The organism is Caballeronia temeraria (assembly GCF_001544795.2).
GTDB classification, from domain to species: Bacteria; Pseudomonadota; Gammaproteobacteria; order Burkholderiales; family Burkholderiaceae; genus Caballeronia; species Caballeronia temeraria.
The window spans coordinates 17,652-35,136 of the sequence record NZ_FCOI02000052.1; the positions used below are offsets into that span (position 1 = coordinate 17,652).

Annotated in this window: 17 protein-coding genes and 1 pseudogene; 14 read left to right on the top strand and 4 right to left on the bottom strand. The window is 62.2% G+C overall.

Features of this window, described 5'->3' with window-relative positions; all coding sequences use genetic code 11:
* Nucleotides 1-199: 199 nt before the first annotated feature.
* Together AWB76_RS36575 and AWB76_RS36580 are read left to right on the top strand one after the other, a co-directional pair.
* Nucleotides 200-442 carry an AbrB/MazE/SpoVT family DNA-binding domain-containing protein gene (locus AWB76_RS36575; RefSeq protein WP_061164957.1) on the top strand — a complete coding sequence of 81 codons (243 nt, stop codon included), beginning with the start codon at nt 200-202 and terminating at the stop codon, nt 440-442.
* The gene (locus tag AWB76_RS36580; RefSeq protein WP_061164958.1) at nt 439-861 is read left to right on the top strand and encodes a PIN domain-containing protein; all 423 of its coding nucleotides are present in this window, start codon (nt 439-441) and stop codon (nt 859-861) included. Before AWB76_RS36575 ends, AWB76_RS36580 begins: the two co-directional genes overlap by 4 nt.
* 284 nt (nt 862-1,145) lie before the next feature.
* Here AWB76_RS36580 and AWB76_RS36585 read toward each other — a convergent pair whose 3' ends face one another.
* Nucleotides 1,146-1,766 (bottom strand): hypothetical protein, encoded by a 621-nt coding sequence (locus AWB76_RS36585; protein ID WP_061164959.1) that lies wholly within the window; start codon nt 1,764-1,766, stop codon nt 1,146-1,148.
* Nucleotides 1,767-2,948: 1,182 nt separating this feature from the next.
* Between AWB76_RS36585 and AWB76_RS36590 the strand changes: the two genes are divergently transcribed.
* From AWB76_RS36590 to AWB76_RS36625, 8 genes are read left to right on the top strand one after another with little or no spacing between them, the layout of a single operon-like run.
* Nucleotides 2,949-3,767, top strand: coding sequence for an ABC transporter permease (locus tag AWB76_RS36590; protein ID WP_061164960.1), 819 nt, complete (start codon nt 2,949-2,951; stop codon nt 3,765-3,767).
* 24 nt (nt 3,768-3,791) lie between these two features.
* Entirely contained in the window at nt 3,792-4,796 is a 1,005-nt protein-coding gene (locus AWB76_RS36595; protein WP_061164961.1) for an ABC transporter substrate-binding protein, read from the top strand.
* Between the two features lie 24 nt (nt 4,797-4,820).
* On the top strand, nt 4,821-5,312 hold the full coding sequence (locus tag AWB76_RS36600) for a MaoC/PaaZ C-terminal domain-containing protein (RefSeq protein ID WP_061164962.1): 492 nt from the start codon (nt 4,821-4,823) through the stop codon (nt 5,310-5,312).
* Between the two features lie 12 nt (nt 5,313-5,324).
* Nucleotides 5,325-6,185, top strand: coding sequence for an ABC transporter ATP-binding protein (locus tag AWB76_RS36605; RefSeq protein WP_244173652.1), 861 nt, complete (start codon nt 5,325-5,327; stop codon nt 6,183-6,185).
* Nucleotides 6,182-6,967, top strand: coding sequence for an enoyl-CoA hydratase/isomerase family protein (locus tag AWB76_RS36610; protein ID WP_061164963.1), 786 nt, complete (start codon nt 6,182-6,184; stop codon nt 6,965-6,967). Before AWB76_RS36605 ends, AWB76_RS36610 begins: the two co-directional genes overlap by 4 nt.
* Before the next feature lie 32 nt (nt 6,968-6,999).
* Nucleotides 7,000-7,692, top strand: coding sequence for a DUF4286 family protein (locus AWB76_RS36615; RefSeq protein WP_063936437.1), 693 nt, complete (start codon nt 7,000-7,002; stop codon nt 7,690-7,692).
* A 25-nt stretch (nt 7,693-7,717) separates the two neighbouring features.
* Nucleotides 7,718-8,536 carry an IclR family transcriptional regulator gene (locus AWB76_RS36620; protein WP_063936435.1) on the top strand — a complete coding sequence of 273 codons (819 nt, stop codon included), beginning with the start codon at nt 7,718-7,720 and terminating at the stop codon, nt 8,534-8,536.
* Nucleotides 8,537-8,556: 20 nt separating this feature from the next.
* Nucleotides 8,557-9,324: a 3-ketoacyl-ACP reductase gene (locus AWB76_RS36625; protein WP_061164966.1), complete on the top strand. Its 768-nt coding sequence runs from the start codon at nt 8,557-8,559 to the stop codon at nt 9,322-9,324.
* 2 nt (nt 9,325-9,326) lie between these two features.
* Here AWB76_RS36625 and AWB76_RS36630 read toward each other — a convergent pair whose 3' ends face one another.
* Nucleotides 9,327-10,607 (bottom strand): MFS transporter, encoded by a 1,281-nt coding sequence (locus tag AWB76_RS36630; protein ID WP_061164967.1) that lies wholly within the window; start codon nt 10,605-10,607, stop codon nt 9,327-9,329.
* Between the two features lie 131 nt (nt 10,608-10,738).
* Here AWB76_RS36630 and AWB76_RS36635 point away from each other — a divergent pair, with 131 nt between their 5' ends.
* Nucleotides 10,739-11,647 carry an aldo/keto reductase gene (locus AWB76_RS36635; protein WP_061164968.1) on the top strand — a complete coding sequence of 303 codons (909 nt, stop codon included), beginning with the start codon at nt 10,739-10,741 and terminating at the stop codon, nt 11,645-11,647.
* Here the strand turns inward: AWB76_RS36635 and AWB76_RS36640 are convergent.
* Nucleotides 11,644-12,729 (bottom strand): LacI family DNA-binding transcriptional regulator, encoded by a 1,086-nt coding sequence (locus AWB76_RS36640; RefSeq protein WP_061164969.1) that lies wholly within the window; start codon nt 12,727-12,729, stop codon nt 11,644-11,646. The two genes, AWB76_RS36635 and AWB76_RS36640, sit on opposite strands and share 4 nt — an antisense overlap.
* Before the next feature lie 252 nt (nt 12,730-12,981).
* Here AWB76_RS36640 and AWB76_RS36645 point away from each other — a divergent pair, with 252 nt between their 5' ends.
* Genes AWB76_RS36645 through AWB76_RS36655 form a run of 3 tightly spaced genes read left to right on the top strand, consistent with a single transcriptional unit; the run spans nt 12,982 to nt 16,270 of the window.
* The gene (locus tag AWB76_RS36645) at nt 12,982-14,589 is read left to right on the top strand and encodes an acyl CoA:acetate/3-ketoacid CoA transferase (RefSeq protein WP_061164970.1); all 1,608 of its coding nucleotides are present in this window, start codon (nt 12,982-12,984) and stop codon (nt 14,587-14,589) included.
* The gene (locus tag AWB76_RS36650) at nt 14,586-15,392 is read left to right on the top strand and encodes a shikimate dehydrogenase family protein (protein WP_061164976.1); all 807 of its coding nucleotides are present in this window, start codon (nt 14,586-14,588) and stop codon (nt 15,390-15,392) included. The genes AWB76_RS36645 and AWB76_RS36650 overlap by 4 nt, the downstream gene beginning before the upstream one ends.
* A gap of 26 nt (nt 15,393-15,418) precedes the next feature.
* Nucleotides 15,419-16,270, top strand: a complete 852-nt coding sequence (locus AWB76_RS36655) for a fumarylacetoacetate hydrolase family protein (RefSeq protein WP_061164971.1) — start codon at nt 15,419-15,421, stop codon at nt 16,268-16,270.
* Nucleotides 16,271-17,235: 965 nt separating this feature from the next.
* On the opposite strand, the pseudogene AWB76_RS41925 reads toward AWB76_RS36655, so the two are convergent.
* Nucleotides 17,236-17,485, bottom strand: a pseudogene (locus AWB76_RS41925) (hypothetical protein); the annotation flags it as partial.

Here is a 17,485-nt window from a genome sequence, read left to right on the forward strand (position 1 = left end):
CACGGCTGTCAGTCGGGGGAGGATTTGACTCTGGACTAACGCCCGTCCCGTTGACACTTTTGACCGCGCAGGGTTTTAGTATTGCCCCTTTTTTTGGCAGAGCCGTAGGAGTCGCCTTTTTGTAGTCCTGGCAAGATCGTCTTGAGGGAACCCGCATTTGGATATACAATTAAGAATATGTGTATCCAAGGAGGCAATCATGCAGGTTGCAAAATGGGGTAACAGTCTTGCCGTGCGGCTGCCGGCGAGCGTCGTCGACGCCCTCGACCTGAAGGAGGGAGATGATATCGAGATTTACGCCCACAACTCCGGCGCCTTCTCGGTGACGAGAAAGCCGACCGTCGCAGAACGGATCAAGCGCCTGCGGCAATATCGGGGACGACTACCTGCTGACTTCAAATTTGATCGGGAATCGCTCAGTGAACGGGATAGCTCCGAATGACAGTCGCGGTGCCAAACCGATTTGCGGTCGATAGCAATGTCATCGTCTATTTGTTTTCTAGCGAGGCTGCAAAGGCTGACAAGGCTGAGGCGTTGGTGGCTGGCGATAAGTCGAAACCAGTCATCAGCATTCAGGTGATGAACGAGGTCACGCTTGTTATGAGCCGGAAAATGGGCCTTGCGTGGCCCGAAATCGAGAGCATTCTGGAAGACGTCGAGGTGCTTTGCGAAGTCGTGCCGCTGACCCTCGAAGTCCACAAGGAAGCACGCCGCGTCGCAGCCCACTACGGATTTCGGTTCTATGACTGTTGCATTATCGCATTCGCGTTGCTCAACCATTGTGAAGTCCTATACAGCGAGGACATGCACCACGGTCAAGTCATCTTCGATCGGTTGACCGTGATTAACCCGTTTCTTTGAACACGCCGACGACATTCGATCGCCATGGAGGTAAGCAATCCCTGCCCGCGGATGCAGACCGACAGACGTATTGTTGCGGCAAACCTTATGTTCGCGACCGACTCACGGGCGCGAGACATGTTCGTTAGACGAGAGAAGCAACATCATCGCAAGGCGGCGACGACGCATTCGAGCCATGGCAGAGGCGCTCGCTGAACGATTTCCGGAGCTCTTTTCCGCAAAGCGCGCGCTGCAGACACGCTCTCGCTCGTGGTCAACGAGAAAGGGAGAAGGCGATCAGTGATCTACCGTAGCGCTTGAAGTCGGCGTAGGCACCGTGCGTCATCGCCTCCGCGCCGACACATCTGGATGGCCTTCTGACGATTGAGCGTCGCTCCGGTGCTTGGCGCTCCCCACACTCCCTCCCAATACAGCCCCAAGTTGTGTGCGGAAGCCTTGTGGCCCAAGTCAACCGGTTGTTCGTATAGCGTGCGCGCAAGATCCGCGTTCGCAACTATCCCCCTGCCGATCCGTGCGCTGTCGGCGAGCGCCGCGGCCGCGATGCCACGAAGCCGACCGTCGGCGGTGTCGTCCTTCATCACATCTTCCAGGATCGCATTGCCACTTGTGTAGTCGACCTCACCGCCGGTCGATGTGACGAGGGAGATGGCAAGTGCAACCCGCAACGACGGATGGCGATTCACACCTACGCGATCGAGAAGGCGCCGTCCCAGGATTGGCGCGCCTGAGAGGGTGCTGGTCAGAAGCGCGTTCGCTATCGCCGCCAGTGATTCAAGCGAGAGAAAGCCAGTCTTGTTCGCGGCAATCACGTGCTTGAAGAATTTCTCGACATCCAGCATCGGATCTGCGCTGCGAAGCTGTTGCCATTCACGTTCAATCTGTCCTACCCAGCTTTCCGTCTGCATGGTGAGTGAGGCGCTCTTTGGTGACGACTGCACCGTATTCTAGCTCACCATAAGCACTCTTGTAGCGAGGATTTCCCGCGGGGCACGCCGTGTGGGCTGATGACGGCGATGTTTGGGCGCGGCTGGTAAAATTAGGCGACTGATTTCAGGCACGCACGGATGGGATTCGAAGATCTCGCTACACTCAAAGCGCAGTTGAACCAAGGCGCGAACCGCAAAATGGCTGGTGCACACTTGACGTCATCGTCAGCGGACGTTTCACCGGAAATCAAACAGCCACCGAAGCCTCCGCGAACGACTTACAATATGTGCTCGGGCAAACCGAATCGGTTGGCGACCGGTCGCTATCTCTGTCGCTGACTTGGCGAAAAAGACGCAAATTGGTCTCTAGACTAATAAGGGAACAAGATCGGCCCGACTAAAGGGTTGGCGCATCGACTAGCTCATCATCATGGAGGGCGGTGGAACGTCGAGCCCGGCGCGGCTGCTGTTACTGCTCGAGCTGCTCCCTTCGTAGCGCTATTCGAAGGTTGCGATCTTCGTCTCGTTCGCGGCTGATAACTTAATGAGCTGCGAGGACGGTCATCATGTCGTGTCGAGTCGCGCTCAATTCCTCGCATCGGTATGACCTTCTTGATCGCGCGGGCGGCATCGGTCGAACAACTTCGCTAGTCGGCCCCTTGAGCCACGGCGCGGGCGGGCCCAGACCCCCGGTCCCGGTCCCGGTCCCGGTCCCGGTCCGGCTTATCTCTCCCATCACCAGGGCGTCGAGAATTCTCCGTACTGACCCAGTAGTCGAGTAGCGTACGGGAATCGCGACCGCACGCTCTCACAGAACCGGACGTGAACCTCTCGCATCCGGCTAGGTCGGGCGGGCCGCGCGGTTTGAGGTACGCCGATCGGGGGCGGGCGGATATTGACCGGCACCCCGCGATCAACGGCAATCCAAGAAATTTCAACAAGCAACGTGGGCCGCGGCATCGCCCAAGCTGAGCGGCGGATCGACTTTTCGTGTCAGGCGTGTTGCCGTTACCTAAGTCGATCATCTCAGTTCCTTGGGTTTGTCCCAATGGCCTCATCGTCAAGATTGAACGACATTCAATCTATGGACGGCGCGGAATCTTCCTACGGTACGCCGCCCCGGGCAGACCAACCGTAGTTCTCGATCCACGGAACGTCCTTATGGCTCACGCATCGGCGCACGGCACGACTGTCAATCCGCCTTCCCTCGCTCTCAGGCGCGCGCGGCGCATCGGCTGGCTATGTCTCCCGCCCTCGACTTTCGTCGCGCTCATCGTCCTGTGGGCGGTGGCGATTCCCCTCTTCAAGATTCCGCCCTATCTCGTGCCGAGTCCGGGCGGCGTATTCGGACGCATCGTCACCGACTGGCGCGATATCTGGTCCAACTCGCTGATCACGCTCGCCGAGATTCTGCTCGGCTTCGGCCTGACCGTCGTGACCGCGATTCCGCTCGGTCTCGCCATTGCGCTCTCGCGTGTGGCGAAGCAGATCGTCTATCCGCCGCTCATGTTCATGCAGCTGGTGCCGAAGATCGCGGTCGCGCCGCTCTTCCTCGTGTGGCTCGGTTTCGGCATGGAGTCGAAGGTGCTGCTGACCGTGCTCATGACGTTCTTCCCGCTCTTGCTCGCGAGCATCAGCGGCTTCCAGATTCTCGATACCCGCCTCTTGTATCTGACGAAATCGATGGGCGCGTCGTCGTGGCAGACATTCCGTTTTCTTCGGCTTCCCGCTGCGTTGCCGGTCATCTTTTCCGGCATCAAGACATCCGCGACGATCGCTTCGACGGCGGCGATCGTCGCCGAATTCGTCGGCTCGAACAAAGGTCTGGGCTATGTGCTTCTGAAAGGCACGAGCACGATGGACGTCGAACTGACGTTCGCCGTCCTCGCGGTGCTGACGCTGATCGGCATTGCGATCAACTACGTCGTCGAGTTCGCCGAATGGGCCATGACGCCCTGGCAACGCGCGAAATTCAACTAATCCAAATACAGACGGAGCGCCCACATGCATACGACCATCGGCAAACTCGCTTCGGCCACGCTGGCTCTCGCTCTCGCGGCGGGTGTCTGCGGCAAGGCCGTCGCCGATACCGAGGTTCCGTTTCAACTGAACTGGACGGCCGGTGGTCCGAACGCGGGTTTCGCGGCGGCGGTCGCGCAAGGCTTCTACAAGCAGGCGGGGCTCGACGTGAAACTCACCGAGGGCAACGGCTCCGGCAACACGGCGCAGCTCGTCGCGAACGGCCGCGCGCAGCTCGCGTATGCCGATGCCGTCGCGGTGAGCCAGCTGATCGCGAAGGGTGCGCCGATGCGCGTGATCGCGACGGTCTATCAGTCGAACCCGAACGAAGTGTCGGCGCTGAAGAAGTCGGGCATCAAGTCCATCAAGGATCTGACCGGGCGCAAGGTCGGCGTGCCTTCCGGCTCGTCGCAAACGACGATGCTGCCCTTGTTCCTCCAGGCAAACGGCCTGAAGGAATCGGATGTCACGCTCATCAACATGCCGGTGTCGAGCATGGTGCCCGCGCTGCTGCAAGGCCAGGTCGACGCGATCCTCGGTTCGATGGATTCGTATCAGCTTCAACTGGAAGCGCAGGGCGCGGAGCTCGTGAACTTCCGCTTCGCGGACTACGGCGTGCCCACGGTCAGCACGTCGATCTTCGCGACCAACGATTACCTGAAGAGCAACCCGGATGTCGTCAAGAAGTTCGTCGCGGCGAGCCTGAAGGGCTGGAGCTTCGCAATGGACAATCCCGAGAAGGCGGTGAAGGATCTCAAGACCGTATTCCCGAACGTCAACGAAAAGCTGGCCTCCGCGGAACTGGCCGCGATCACGCCGCTGTTCTGCAGCGGCGGCGCGAAGAGCGTGGGCAAGGCGGAAGACGCGTCGTGGGCAAAGACGCAGGAACTGCTGTCGCAGGTGAAGCTGCTTCCCGCCGGGCAAGACCCGAAGAAGTACTACACCGACGAGTTCCTACCGCCGGCGAATCAGATGCGCGCCTGCAAGTAAATCAATTGCTATGGATACCTGAATATGACTGATGAGTGCCGCACCGGATACCGCTACTCGGATCTCCACGAAGGCATGCGATTCCGCAGTCCCGGCCGCACGATCACCGACGCGGACCTCGTGGGCTTCGCCGGAATGACGGGTGACTTCTCGGAACTCCACACGAGCGATGTCTACGCAAGGAACAGCCAGTTCGGCCGGCGCGTCGCGCACGGCATGCTGGGGCTCGCCTACGCCCACGGACTGATGTGGGCGCGTACCGGCGAGTTGCGCGAGACCGCGATCGCGTTTCTCGGCATCAACGACTGGAAGTTCGTCGCGCCGCTTTTCGTCGGCGATACGATGTTCGTCGACTATTCGATCAGGGAACTGCGCGACAGCAAATCGAAGCCCACGCAGGCCATCGCGCTCTTCGACGTGAAGATCGTGAATCAGGACGGACAGGTCGTCCAGCAAGGCACCAAGGCGCTTCTGTGCTCCAAGGTGCCGCTCGAAGCAGTCGAGAAATCCGCCTGACCCGATCACATCATGACCACCGATACGATCATGCCGACAACCGCAAGCAATGACGTGACGCCGGCCGGTGTGCCGATTCGCATCGACGGCGTGTCCAAGATTTTTGGCGAGGACACCGACAAGCCGTTCCGCGCGCTCAAGCCCCTCAGCATCAACATCGAGGCGGGAGAATTCGTTTCCGTCGTCGGACCGTCGGGCTGCGGCAAGAGCACGCTCATGCTCATGGTCGCGGGCTTGCTGGAGCGGTCGGAAGGAACGATCGTCGTCGGCGATCGCACGGTGGACAAGCCCGTGACCGATGTCGGCATCGCGTTTCAGGATCACTTGCTGCTCGACTTTCGAACGGCGATGGAGAACGTTCTCCTTCAAGCCGACATTCGCGGCCTGCCGCGCGAAAAAATCGAGGCGCGCGCTCGTGAACTGTTCGCGCAGTTGCGCCTGCAACATGCCGTCGACAAGTATCCGAGGCAGCTTTCCGGCGGCATGCGTCAGCGCGTGTCGCTGATTCGCACGCTCGTTCACGATCCCTCGCTGATCCTGATGGACGAACCTTTCGGCGCGCTCGATGCGCTCACGCGCCTTCAGGTGCGCATGGATCTCGAAGCGCTATGGATGCGGCGTCGTCCGACCGTGCTCTTCATCACGCATAGCGTAGAGGAAGCGGTCGGCCTTTCGGACCGAATCTTCGTCATGAGTCCGACGCCGGGTGAAGTCGTGGACGAGATCGTCGTGGAGCTGCCGCGTCCCCGGCCGATCGTGTTGGGCGACGCGCCCGAATTCGCCCGCTACGTGGACACCATCTACGCGCACTTCGCGCGCATGGGCGTGCTGCATGGCATCGAGGTTCCGCGGGCTAGCGCGGAGCAGGCATGAACGACGCATCGGAAGGCGCGGTGATCGTTCAGATCGATGGCCGAATCGCGGAGATCGGTCTGTCGAACGGTGCGCTGAATCTCGTCACGCGCGCGTTGCTGCGCTCGCTGAACAAGGCCATCGACCAACTCGAGACGCAGGCCGATCTGCGTTGTGTGATCGTGCATGGCCTCGCGGCGCGTGCGTTCTGCGCGGGCAGCGATATCAACGAGTTCGCGGACATCTTCGCGGACGCCAGCGAAAAGAAGATTCTCTTCGAGGACATGGTGCTGCGCCGTCTCGCCCGCCTGCCGATGCCGACGATCGCCGCAATCGATGGCCCCGCGCTCGGCGGAGGTCTCGAACTGGCGCTCGCATGCGATCTTCGCGTGTGCCGCGCGGGCGTGACGCTTGGCCTCACCGAGTCGCGTCTCGGCGGACTCGCGGGCAATGGCTCGCTGCGGCTCACGCGTCTCGTCGGTCCCGCGCGCGCGAAGGAACTGCTTTTCACCGGCGCGACGATCGGCGCGGAGCAGGCGCTCGCGTGGGGTCTCGTCAACCGGATCGCGGAGAACGGTTCCGCGTTGCCGGCGGCGCGCGAACTCGCGAAAGCAATCTGCGCGCGCGGCCCGCTGTCGAACCGGTTCGCCAAGCAACTCGTCGATGCCGCGCAGGATCAGCCGCTCGATGCTGCATTGTCGCTTTCAACCGTCGTTCAGCAAAAGATCTTCGACAGCCGCGATCTTCACGAAGGCGTCGCTGCGTTCTTTGCCAAACGCGAACCTGAGTTTCTCGGACGATGACTCTGCAAACCGGTCAACATGCGGACAACGCCATGGCTTCCACCGCGCTTTTGGGCAGCGGCATCGTTCTGGTGTGGAACGACATCGACGAAGCGGGGCGCGCGCAGTTCTACGAATGGCACGACAAGGAGCATATTCCCGAGCGGCTGGCCATTCCCGGATTCAAACGCGGCCGCCGGTTGCGCCGGGCGGGTCATTCGCCCGAATGGCTGACGATGTACGAAGCCGCCGATCTCGACGTGATGAGTTCGCCCGAGTACATGACGCGCCTGAACACGCCGACGCCCGCGACGACGAAAACGCTCACGTACTTCCGCAACACGTCGCGCGCGGTGTGCCGGCCCGTCTTCAGCGTGGGCGAGAGCACGGGCGGCCATGTGCTCGCGATCCGTATCGATCGGGCCGCGTCGTCGGACGCAACGCCCGAAGCCTATCTGCGCGATGTGGCCTTCCCGCAAGCGATGGCGTCGACCGGCGTGCTTGCGTGCCATCTGTTCGCATCGGATCAGGCGAGCTTTCTCGATACCGAAGAGTCGCGCACCCGCGCATTCGACGTGCCCGCATGGATCGTGCTCGTCGAAGCATCGACGGAAGAAGCCGCCGAACGGGCGCGAGAATGGATCGATGCCCCGCAACTGCGCGACGCCGGATTGCGGCCCAGACCCGACGCCGCCGTTTATGCGCTCGAAATATGCCGGCTCGGCGCTTCTTCGCGCTCGACCTGAATTCAACCTGGCCACCGGAATCACTATGTCGCACATACCAGCAGAGCGGTGCCTGGACATCATCGGGCTTCTTGCTGAGGGTGCAAACACCTTGCCCCTCGGAGAGATCGCGGAGCGTCTGTCGTTGCCGAAGAGCGGCGCGCATCGGCTGCTTTCGACGCTCGTCGATCTCGGCTGGGTCGCCAAGGAACCCGACACGAGCTTCTATCGGCTGACGATGCGTCTCGCCGTCATGGGACAGAGGTTCTACACGGCCACCGGCATTCCCAACATCTGTCAGCCGATTCTCGACCGGCTCGCGCAGGAAACGCGCGAATTCGTGCGTCTCGCCGTCGCCGATGGCGATACGCTCGTCTGGCTCGCACAGGCGCAGGGCGCGACGGCCGGTCTCATCTATCAGCCGCCGAGTTCCGCGACCGGAAGAGTCACCGTCTATTCGACGGCGACGGGCAAGGCGTGGCTGTCCACCATGCCTCGCGAACGGGCGATCCAGATCGTCACCGACATGGGCTTCGGCGATGCCGACCGGCAGGGCCCGAATGTCGTCAGATCCATCGACGATCTCTTGAAGGAGCTCACGCTCACGGAGCAGCGCGGTTACGCGATTGCGGTCAGCGAGGCCGAGCCCGGCGTTTCGGCATTGGCGGTTCCTGTCCGCGTGAACGGTGTGGGTCCGGCGCTGGGCACGGTCAGCGTCGCAGGTCCGAGCGTGCGCATGACGGCCGCGCAAATCGAAGCCATCGCGCCGAGGCTGCAAAGCACCGCAGCCGAGCTCGCCGGGTTATGGCCATTGCGATCGGGCGGCACCACGCTGCCCGACCGGAGAGCGGCAAGAGTGGCGTGATCGCATCGGAGAGTCTGCACATGGAACATCGGACGCGGGGCGTCGCCTTGATAACCGGCGCCGCGCGCGGCATCGGTCATGCCATTGCCGGCAGTCTCGCACTGCACGGCTTCGACCTCGCGCTCGTCAGCCTGGAGACCGAAGCGCCGGACTTGTCCGCCTTCACGCGGCGTGGCGCAAGGGCGGAATACTTCAGCAGCGATATCGCGCGCATCGATGAGCACGAGGGACTCGTCGCGCGCGTCGAAGCTTCGCTCGGTCCGATCACATGTCTCGTCAACAACGCCGGCGTCACATCGATGGTGCGCGGCGATCTTCTCGACCTCACGCCCGAGAGCTTCGATCGTTCCGTCGCCGTCAATCTGCGCGGAACGTTCTTTCTCACGCAAGCCGTCGCGAGGCGCATGCTCGTCACGCCGACGACCGGATTCACCCGGACCATCATCACGATCGGTTCGGCGAATGCGTCGATCGTCGGCGAGAATCGCGCGGACTACTGCATGACGAAGTCCGCGCTCGCGATGATGAACAAGCTCTTCGCGAGCCGCCTCGCGAGCGCGGGCATCGCGGCGTTCGAAGTGCGTCCGGGCATCATCGAGACCGATATGACCGCGCCGGCCTTCGAGCGCTACGAACCTTTCATCAAGAGCGGCGGCATTCCGATGGAACGCTGGGGCCACGCCGACGATATCGGGCGCGTGGCCGCCACGATCGCGACGGGCGGCATGCCCTTCACGACCGGGGTTCATATCGATGTCGGCGGCGGCTTGCAATTGCATCGCGTGTGACCTTAGTGGCCGCCTTCGCGGTCCACTTCGTCGAGCGAAAGTCCCTTGGTTTCGCGCACGAATCGAATGACGATCATGCCCGCGACCGCCGCCGCGAGCGTGAATCCGATGATCGCATAGGGCATCGGGAAATCGAAGCGATGCATCGTCGAGAGCACGATGAACGGCGCAATGCCGCCGCCGATCACGCCGAAGTTGTAGAGGAAGCCGACGCCCGATGCGCGCACGTCGCGCGGCAGGTTCTCGGTGAGGATGGTTCCCCAGATGCCCGACGAGCCGATCAGAAAGAAGCCGCTCGCGAACGAGCACGCGGCAGCGAGGGCGATGTTGCCGACCGAGAGAATCACGCCCGCGACGAAGAGTGCGCCGATCGCGATCATCAGCGAAATGGCGTTGCGTCGCCCGAGCCGTTCGGCAATGAAGCCCGATGCAATGAAGCCGAGGATTTGCCCGACGGCGGATGCCATCGTGATCTGGCTCACGGCGGACGGCGCGAGTTCGGCTGCGCGCAGATACGTCGGCAGCAATGCCTGAAACGGCCACGAACCGAAGCACAACACGAAGATCAGCAGCGCGAGATACGAGACGCGCTTCGGATACTTCGAAAACAGATCGACGACGGGATTGCTGCGCCACCTCACGGCTCGTGCGGGCCGCGACTTCTGCCACGCCTGCGATTCCGGTACGCAGAAGATGATGAAGAGCGCGAGCAGGACCGACGGCGGCAAGCCGATGAAGAACATGCCGCGCCAGCCGAAGTGTGGATAGATGAACTCGTACGCGAGCGCCGCGCCGATCGCGCCGACGCCCCAGCCCGTATCGAGAATGCCGATGCCGATCGCCCGATGCTTTTCCGGCCACGATTCGGCGACCATCGCCGCGCCGAGCGAAAAGCCCGGCGCCATGCCGAAACCGAGCAGCAGACGAAACACCGCCAGCGCGATGAAGTTCCATGACAAGCCCGTCGCGACCGCGCCGAGCGTGAACCACGTCAGCGTGATGAGCAGCGGAATCTTGCGCCCGATACGATCGGAGAGACCGCCGAACAGCAAGCCGCCGATCCAGCGCACGCCGTAGGTCGCGAGCAGCAGCAGCGAGGCGGTATCGAGCGAGACGTGAAATGCGGTGGCGATATCGCGCAGTACGAATGTGATCGCGAGAAAGTCGAGCGCGTCGTTGACCCAGACGCCCCATGCCGCGATCAGCACGCGCCACTGCGTCCAGGTGATGTCGCGATACCAGCGTCGCGAGCTTTCGCGGGGCATCGAAATGTCTCTTTGCATGCGAACGTCTCCTTGAGCAGCCGGAACAGAGCCAACTTGACCAACAATGTAACCGGTATCATTATGGTCGTCACTCAAAGCAATAACATCCGTAAAAATCCCAACGAACCACAATGTAACCGGTTGCAAATATGACGGACAAATGTCAAATCGCAGCGCTCTCGCCGGGTATCGGGCTGTCGCACGTCGTGGCCGGCATGTGGCGCGTGATGCGCTGGAACATGACGCGCGAAACGCTCGCGGCGTTCATCGAGGAATGCGTCGCGCTCGGCGTGACCAGTTTCGATCACGCCGATATCTACGGCGGATACGAAGCCGAATCCTTTTTCGGCGATGCGCTGGCGTTGCGTCCCGGTCTGCGCTCGCGCATCCAGTTGATTACCAAAGCGGGTATCAAGCTGGTGTCGGCGGCGCGGCCTACGCATCGCGTGAAGCATTACGACAGCAGCGCGGCGCATCTGCGCGAGAGCGTCGAGCGGTCGCTGCGCGCGTTGCGAAGCGAACGCATCGAACTGTTTCTGCTGCATCGGCCCGATCCGCTGATGGACGCGGACGAACTCGCGCTGGAGATCGAACGCCTTCTTCGCGAAGGCAAGATCGGCGCGTTCGGCGTATCGAATTTCACGGCGCGCGATTTCGACGCGCTCCACGCGCGCATGCCGCTCGCGACGAATCAGATCGAGTTGTCGCCGTTCATGCCGACGCCGCTCGAAGACGGCACGTTGAGCGCGCTGCAAACGGCGCGCGTCACGCCGATGATCTGGTCGCCGCTCGGTGGCGGCAGATTGTTCGATGAGCGCGATCCCGTCGCGGCGCGCGTGCGTGAGACGCTGCAAGCAATACAGCGTGAACGCGGCGTGACGAGTTGGGTGTCGATCGCCTATGCGTGGATTTTCAGGCTGCCGTCACGTCCGATCGCGATTGCGGGCACGCAGCGCATCGACGGAATGCGCGACGCGGTGAATGCGCTCGATATCGAATTGACGCGCGAAGAGTGGTACGCGGTCCGGGCGGCCGCGCAGGGCAGGGAAGTGAGCTAGGCGCGCACGCGTCGCGCTTTCGGCGGCGGCCCCGAAGACGCGCGCACGATGATCTCCGCCTCGCATTTCACGCTGCGCGCGCTGCCCTTTCGCGCGAGTTCGGCGAGGATCATCCTGGCGGCTTCCGCGCCGATCTGTGCGCTCGGCACGCGCACCGTGGTGATCGGAATCGGCAGTTCGGCCATCAGTTCGAAGTCGTCGAAGCCGACGAGACTGAATTGATTCGGAATGTCGTAACCCTTCTGCATGGCTTCGAGCATCGCGCCCATCGCGAACGAGCCGTTGCCGCAGATGACGACCGTCGGCGGTTGCGGCGTGTCCATCACTTGCGAGAAGAGTTGACGTCCGACGCGCGCGCCCCAGAAGCCTTCGACCATATGCGCCGCCGAAATGCCGAGGCCGTGTTCGGCGAGCGCATCGCGCACGCCTTCGCGGCGCGCGCGGGCACGGTCGTTCGAGTCTGCGGTTTGCGACAGCATCGCGAAGCGGCGATGTCCGAGTCCGATGAGATAAGTCGTGAAGTCGAAGAACGCCTGATGATTGTCGATGCCGACGCACAAGGATTGCGCGCCCTCGCGATACGCGAAGGTGTTCACGAACGGCACCTGCCGTTGCGCGAGCAGCGTGTAAAGGTCCGGATGATGCGCTTCGCCGACGAGCACCACGGCATCGACGCCGCGTTCGAGCATCGTGCGAACCTGCCGATGCTCGCGTTCGGGATCGTATTGCGAACATCCGAGCAGCAACGTGTATCCGACCTGCTCGAACGCTTCCTGCAAGGTCTGGATGGCGGTGGCGAAGTGCTCGTTCGCGAGCGTGGGAAACACCGCGCCGATCGTGCCGGTGCGTTGCGTGGCGAGCGCGCGCGCGGCGGCGTGCGGCACCCAGCCGAGATGCTCGATCGCGACCATGATGCGCGAGCGCAATTCGTCGGACACGACCTCCGGGTTGTTCATGACCCGCGACACCGTAGCCGATGAAACGCCCGCGAAGCGCGCGACATCGCGCAAGGTCACGCCGGACGAGCGCGGCTTCTTGCCGGCGTCGGCGTCTTCGGTCGTCGTCTTCTTGCTCTTGGCCATGATCGGGGTTCGTGCGGAGTGGGCCGATTATAGCAATGCGCCTTCGCGGAACGCTTCCCGCGGCGCTCATGTTACCGGTTACATAGCGCGCTCCTAAAGCGTTTCGTACTTGAACGAAAGAACGAATTTCGATGTACTAATGGTATTCCCTGAAACACGCCGATGCAGCTTGATAGGCAAAATGAGACCGGTTACATTGAGATGGTCGGCCAGCGGATGGCCAGCAAAGTACAACCCGAGACGAGGCAATCCATGGAACGAATTTCCAGCGACGACGCAGCCGCACTGGTGCGTTCGGGCGACTCCATCCTGATCAGCGGATCGGGCGGCGGGCATGCGGTGCCCGAAGCCCTGCTCGCGGCGGTGGAACGGCGCTTTCTCGCTGACGAGCAACCGCGCGGCATCACGTCGATCAGCGTGGTCGGCATCGGCGATCGCGCCGCGCTTGGCGCGAGCCATCTCGCGCACGAAGGTCTGCTGAAGCGCGCGATCACGAGTGCGCTCGTCGATTCGCCCGGCCTCGTCACGATGGCCGCCAACGACAGCATCGAGGCCTACACGCTGCCGCAAGGCGTGCTGTCGCAACTGATGCGCGAGATGGCGGGCGGGCGTCCCGGCCTCATCACGAAGACCGGTCTTGGAACCTTTGTCGATCCGCGTCAGCAGGGCGCGCGTCAGAGTCCGTCGACGGAAGAGATGCTCGTCGAACTGATGCATATCGACGGCGAGGAATGGCTGCGCTTCAAGCCGTTTCCGATCGACATCGCATTCTTGCGCGGCACCACCGTCGACGAAGACGGCAACGTCACGATGGAACAGGAAGCCGTGCTCGGCGAAATGCTCGCGATGGCGCAGGCGACGCGGCGCGCGGGCGGCATCGTCGTCGTGCAGGTGAAGCGCATGGCGCGGCGCGGCACGCTGCCGCCCAAGCAGGTGAAGATTCCCGGCATTCTCGTGGACTTCGTGGTCGTGGAGCCGGAGCAGCGTCAGACTTACGCGACCGATTACGACCCGAGCTATGCGGGCGAATTGCGCGTGCCGCTCTCGGAGATTCGTCCGCTGCCGTTCGGCCCGCGCAAGGTGATCGTGCGGCGCGCGGCGATGGAACTGTATCCGCACGCCGTGTGCAATCTCGGCGCGGGCATTTCGACGGGACTTTCGACCGTCGCCGCGGAAGAGGACTTGCTCGACTCCGTGATTCTCACGAACGAGCAAGGCTTGATCGGCGGTGCGCCCATCACGGGCCGCGATTCGGGCGGCGCACAGAACTTCGCCGCGATGATCGAGCAGCCGTCGCAATTCGATTTCTACGACGGCGGCGGCCTCGATCTCGCGTTCCTCTCGTTCGCCGAAGTCGACGCGCACGGCAACGTGAACATCAGCCGGTTCGGCGACAAGATCGTCGGCGTGGGCGGGTTCATCAACATCAGCCAGAACGCAAAGCGCGTGATCTTCAGCGGCACGCTCACCGCGGGCGGGCTCGATGTGCAATGGGAAGAGGGCAGGACGCGCATCGTGCAGGAAGGCAGGCATCGCAAGTTCGTGCGTTCGCTCGAACAGATCTGCTATAGCGCGCCGCTCGCGCACGAGCGCGGCAATTCCGCGTTGTTCATCACAGAGCGCGCGGTGTTTCGTGTCGGCGACAAAGGGCTTGAGTTGATCGAAGTCGCGCCCTGCATCGATATCGAACGCGATGTCTTCGCGCATATGGATTTCCGTCCCGCCATCGCCACCGATGTGCACGAGATGGACGCGCGCATTTTCGCGGACGGTCTCATGGGCATCAAGCAGGAAACGGTGGCGCGCGAGCGGCGGCATCGCTCGCCGCGCGTGGCCGAGTGGTATCGGAGCCGCGCATGAGCGCCGCATCGATCACGGGGCGCACGCGTCTGTACGGCATCGTCGGCGATCCGGTTGCGCAGGTGCGTTCGCCCGAAGTCTATACGCGCAAGTTCGCCGAAGCGGGCATCGATGCCGTGCTCGTGCCGATGCATATCGCTGCGAGCGAAGTCGGCGCGGTTCTGCCGGCGCTGCTGCGTCTGAAGAATCTCGACGGCTTGCTCGTGACCTCGCCGTTCAAGACGCATGCGCTCGCCATCGCCGATGAAGTGCATTCGCGCGGTGGGCGCATCGGCGCGGTGAACGCGCTGCGTCGCGATGACGAAGGCCGCTGGCACGCCGATATGTTCGACGGCGAAGGCTTCGTGCGCGGCCTGCTCGCGAAAGGCCACGACGTGAAGGCGAAGCGCGCGCTCGTGCTCGGATGCGGCGGCGCGGGCGCGGCCATCGCGGTATCGCTCGCGGATGCCGGCGTCGCGCACATCACGCTATGCGATATCGATCGCGCGAAGGCGAGCGCGCTGGCCGCGCAACTGTCGGCGTCGTGCGATGGCTGCGAAATCGTCGCGGGCGAATCCGACGCACACGACGTCGACATTATCGTGAACGCATCAGTTGTCGGCATGAAAGCGAATGACGGAATGCCAGCGCCGTTCGCGCGGTTCAGAAGCGATCAACTCGTCGGGGACGTGGTGCTGAGGCCGCCCGGCGAGCCGACGGCACTCATCGCGAAGGCGATCGAATGCGGCTGTCCCGTCGTGACCGGCATCGACATGCACAGCGGCCAGATCGACGCGATTCTCGAATTCTTTCACGCCGCCTGAATCGTCAACCCAAAGGAAATCACGTCATGAAACTTCTGCGCTACGGCAATCCCGGTCAGGAAAAGCCCGGCATTCTCGACGATGAAGGCCGCATCCGCGATGCCTTCGCGATCACTGACGACTTCGATCCCGCGTTCTTCGCCAAAGGCGGCATGCAGCGCCTTCAGGGACTCGACATCGCGACGTTGCCGGTGGTCGAAGGCAGTCCGCGCATCGGCGCGTGCATCGCGCGGCCGGGCAACTTTATCGCGGTGGGGCTAAACTACGTTCAACATGCGATCGAAACGAACGCGCCGATCCCCGAAGAGCCGATTCTCTTCAACAAGGCGCCGTCGTGCATCAGCGGGCCCAACGATCGCGTGTTGTTGCCGCGCAATTCGACCAAGGCGGACTGGGAAGTGGAAATCGCGCTCGTCATCGGCAAGCGCGCACATTACGTGAGCGAAGAGAACGCGCTCGACCATGTCGCGGGATATTGCGTGTGCAACGACGTGTCCGAGCGCGCGTTCCAGCTCGAACACGGCGGTCAATGGGTGAAGGGCAAAATGGCGCCGACCTTCGGTCCGCTCGGTCCGTGGCTCGTCACGCCCGATGAACTCGGCGACGTGCAGAACCTGCCGTTGTGGCTCGAACTGAACGGCAAGCGCATCCAGAATTCATCGACGTCCGACATGATCTTTCCGATCAGCAAGCTCGTCTCGTACATCAGCCAGTTCGTCGTGCTCGAAGCGGGCGATGTCATCACGACGGGCACGCCGCCGGGCGTCGGCCTCGGCATGAAGCCCGAGCAATACCTGAAGCCGGGCGACGTGATGAAGTTATCCGTAGAAGGACTCGGCGTGCAGGAACAGACCGTCGCGCGCTGGGACGAGCAGTAAGCCGACGCACTCACGTTGTGTCGCTAGCACTTGGTCGCCGCTTTCGGCACGCGCCGAATCGTTTGCCGAATCGCTGCGTACTCGCCCTAAGCGTCCACCGATTCACAGGGCCAGGCAGCACTGACCATTCCGCCCGGACTCTCCGCTGGACCTGAATTTTAGGTCTAGCGGACCGGTCGTTCGGCGGTGCTTCCTTAGGCTTGATGCTGCGAGGCCTGTCCGGATTTCGCGCGTTCGACTCTTCCCCGTTCGATGCGTCGACGTGAGTGAAGTGCGGCCGGGTCTCAGCCGCTCGTTTCGGCGTAACCAGTTCTCTCGCCCCCCGCGTTGCTGTCGTCTGGAAGTTTTCGCCGGACGTTTAACAAATCGGATGTCTCATACCATGTACCGGTGACCCAAAACTTTTGGGTGCTTTATCCTGGATTTTTGTTGTCTGCGCAGCTCCGGAAGGTCAGCCGCATCAGTTGCGGCGGACGACAGGCTTTCAACTGCGCGAGCGATGTCATTCGAAGCGAAAGTGGGCACGGCTTAAACCCTCCAGAATGCGCTATCAGCCGACGCAAGAAGCAGTTCCTTGTCCGCGCCCTTGAGCGGGCCGCGCCATACGCCCGGTCCCCCCCGGATACCCATACCTATAAACGGCGTGAAGTCAGCCTCGCGTACCTCGCGGTCCTGATAGAAGTGATAGAAAACAATGCCGGGGGAAGGCAAACAGCAGGACAGCTGGGAATGCGATGTTCAAGCTTATCCCTTGCTGTTCACGACCTTCATCACGACGGAGTGCCGTTTTCCTTTTGCGTCACGGAGTTCAACCTTTGTGTCGCGGTTCGTTTTGCTGGTGGCAGCGATCGTACGCAACGCCTTCATGCCGGACGCGGATCGTTTGAGCGCTCTGACATCTGAACTCAGAACTCATCACGACCTTCGTACCTTCGTATTCGTCCTCTGATAGTCTGTGCCTCGCCCTAGCACAAGCTGATAAGCCGCGCGCAACTACCTGAGCGATTTCCGATCAGCGTGGCTTGATCGCCGTCGGTGCCCACGTCACCGTGATGTTGCCGCGGAGCCTTCGCCGTAATAAGAAGACTGCGTGTCACGGCCAGATTGAAATGTCGGGGTTTCAGCTTTTTAGAAATGTTCCAGAGGCCCGCATCGCGCATCCAGCGCCGTACGGTTTCCTTCGCCAACGCAATGCCGTGACATTCGCGCAGCTTC

Bases quoted from the DNA above. Each gene is read 5' to 3' on its own strand.
- AWB76_RS36600 (WP_061164962.1), top strand. From the start codon at position 4,821: ATGACTGATGAGTGCCGCACCGGATACCGCTACTCGGATCTCCACGAA.
- AWB76_RS36610 (WP_061164963.1), top strand. From the start codon at position 6,182: ATGAACGACGCATCGGAAGGCGCGGTGATCGTTCAGATCGATGGCCGA.
- AWB76_RS36595 (WP_061164961.1), top strand. From the start codon at position 3,792: ATGCATACGACCATCGGCAAACTCGCTTCGGCCACGCTGGCTCTCGCT.
- AWB76_RS36645 (WP_061164970.1), top strand. From the start codon at position 12,982: ATGGAACGAATTTCCAGCGACGACGCAGCCGCACTGGTGCGTTCGGGC.
- AWB76_RS36580 (WP_061164958.1), top strand. From the start codon at position 439: ATGACAGTCGCGGTGCCAAACCGATTTGCGGTCGATAGCAATGTCATC.
- AWB76_RS36650 (WP_061164976.1), top strand. From the start codon at position 14,586: ATGAGCGCCGCATCGATCACGGGGCGCACGCGTCTGTACGGCATCGTC.
- AWB76_RS36620 (WP_063936435.1), top strand. From the start codon at position 7,718: ATGTCGCACATACCAGCAGAGCGGTGCCTGGACATCATCGGGCTTCTT.
- AWB76_RS36605 (WP_244173652.1), top strand. From the start codon at position 5,325: ATGACCACCGATACGATCATGCCGACAACCGCAAGCAATGACGTGACG.
- AWB76_RS36625 (WP_061164966.1), top strand. From the start codon at position 8,557: ATGGAACATCGGACGCGGGGCGTCGCCTTGATAACCGGCGCCGCGCGC.
- AWB76_RS36635 (WP_061164968.1), top strand. From the start codon at position 10,739: ATGACGGACAAATGTCAAATCGCAGCGCTCTCGCCGGGTATCGGGCTG.
- AWB76_RS36585 (WP_061164959.1), bottom strand. From the start codon at position 1,766: ATGCAGACGGAAAGCTGGGTAGGACAGATTGAACGTGAATGGCAACAG.
- AWB76_RS36575 (WP_061164957.1), top strand. From the start codon at position 200: ATGCAGGTTGCAAAATGGGGTAACAGTCTTGCCGTGCGGCTGCCGGCG.
- AWB76_RS36590 (WP_061164960.1), top strand. From the start codon at position 2,949: ATGGCTCACGCATCGGCGCACGGCACGACTGTCAATCCGCCTTCCCTC.
- AWB76_RS36640 (WP_061164969.1), bottom strand. From the start codon at position 12,729: ATGGCCAAGAGCAAGAAGACGACGACCGAAGACGCCGACGCCGGCAAG.
- AWB76_RS36615 (WP_063936437.1), top strand. From the start codon at position 7,000: ATGGCTTCCACCGCGCTTTTGGGCAGCGGCATCGTTCTGGTGTGGAAC.
- AWB76_RS36655 (WP_061164971.1), top strand. From the start codon at position 15,419: ATGAAACTTCTGCGCTACGGCAATCCCGGTCAGGAAAAGCCCGGCATT.
- AWB76_RS36630 (WP_061164967.1), bottom strand. From the start codon at position 10,607: ATGCAAAGAGACATTTCGATGCCCCGCGAAAGCTCGCGACGCTGGTAT.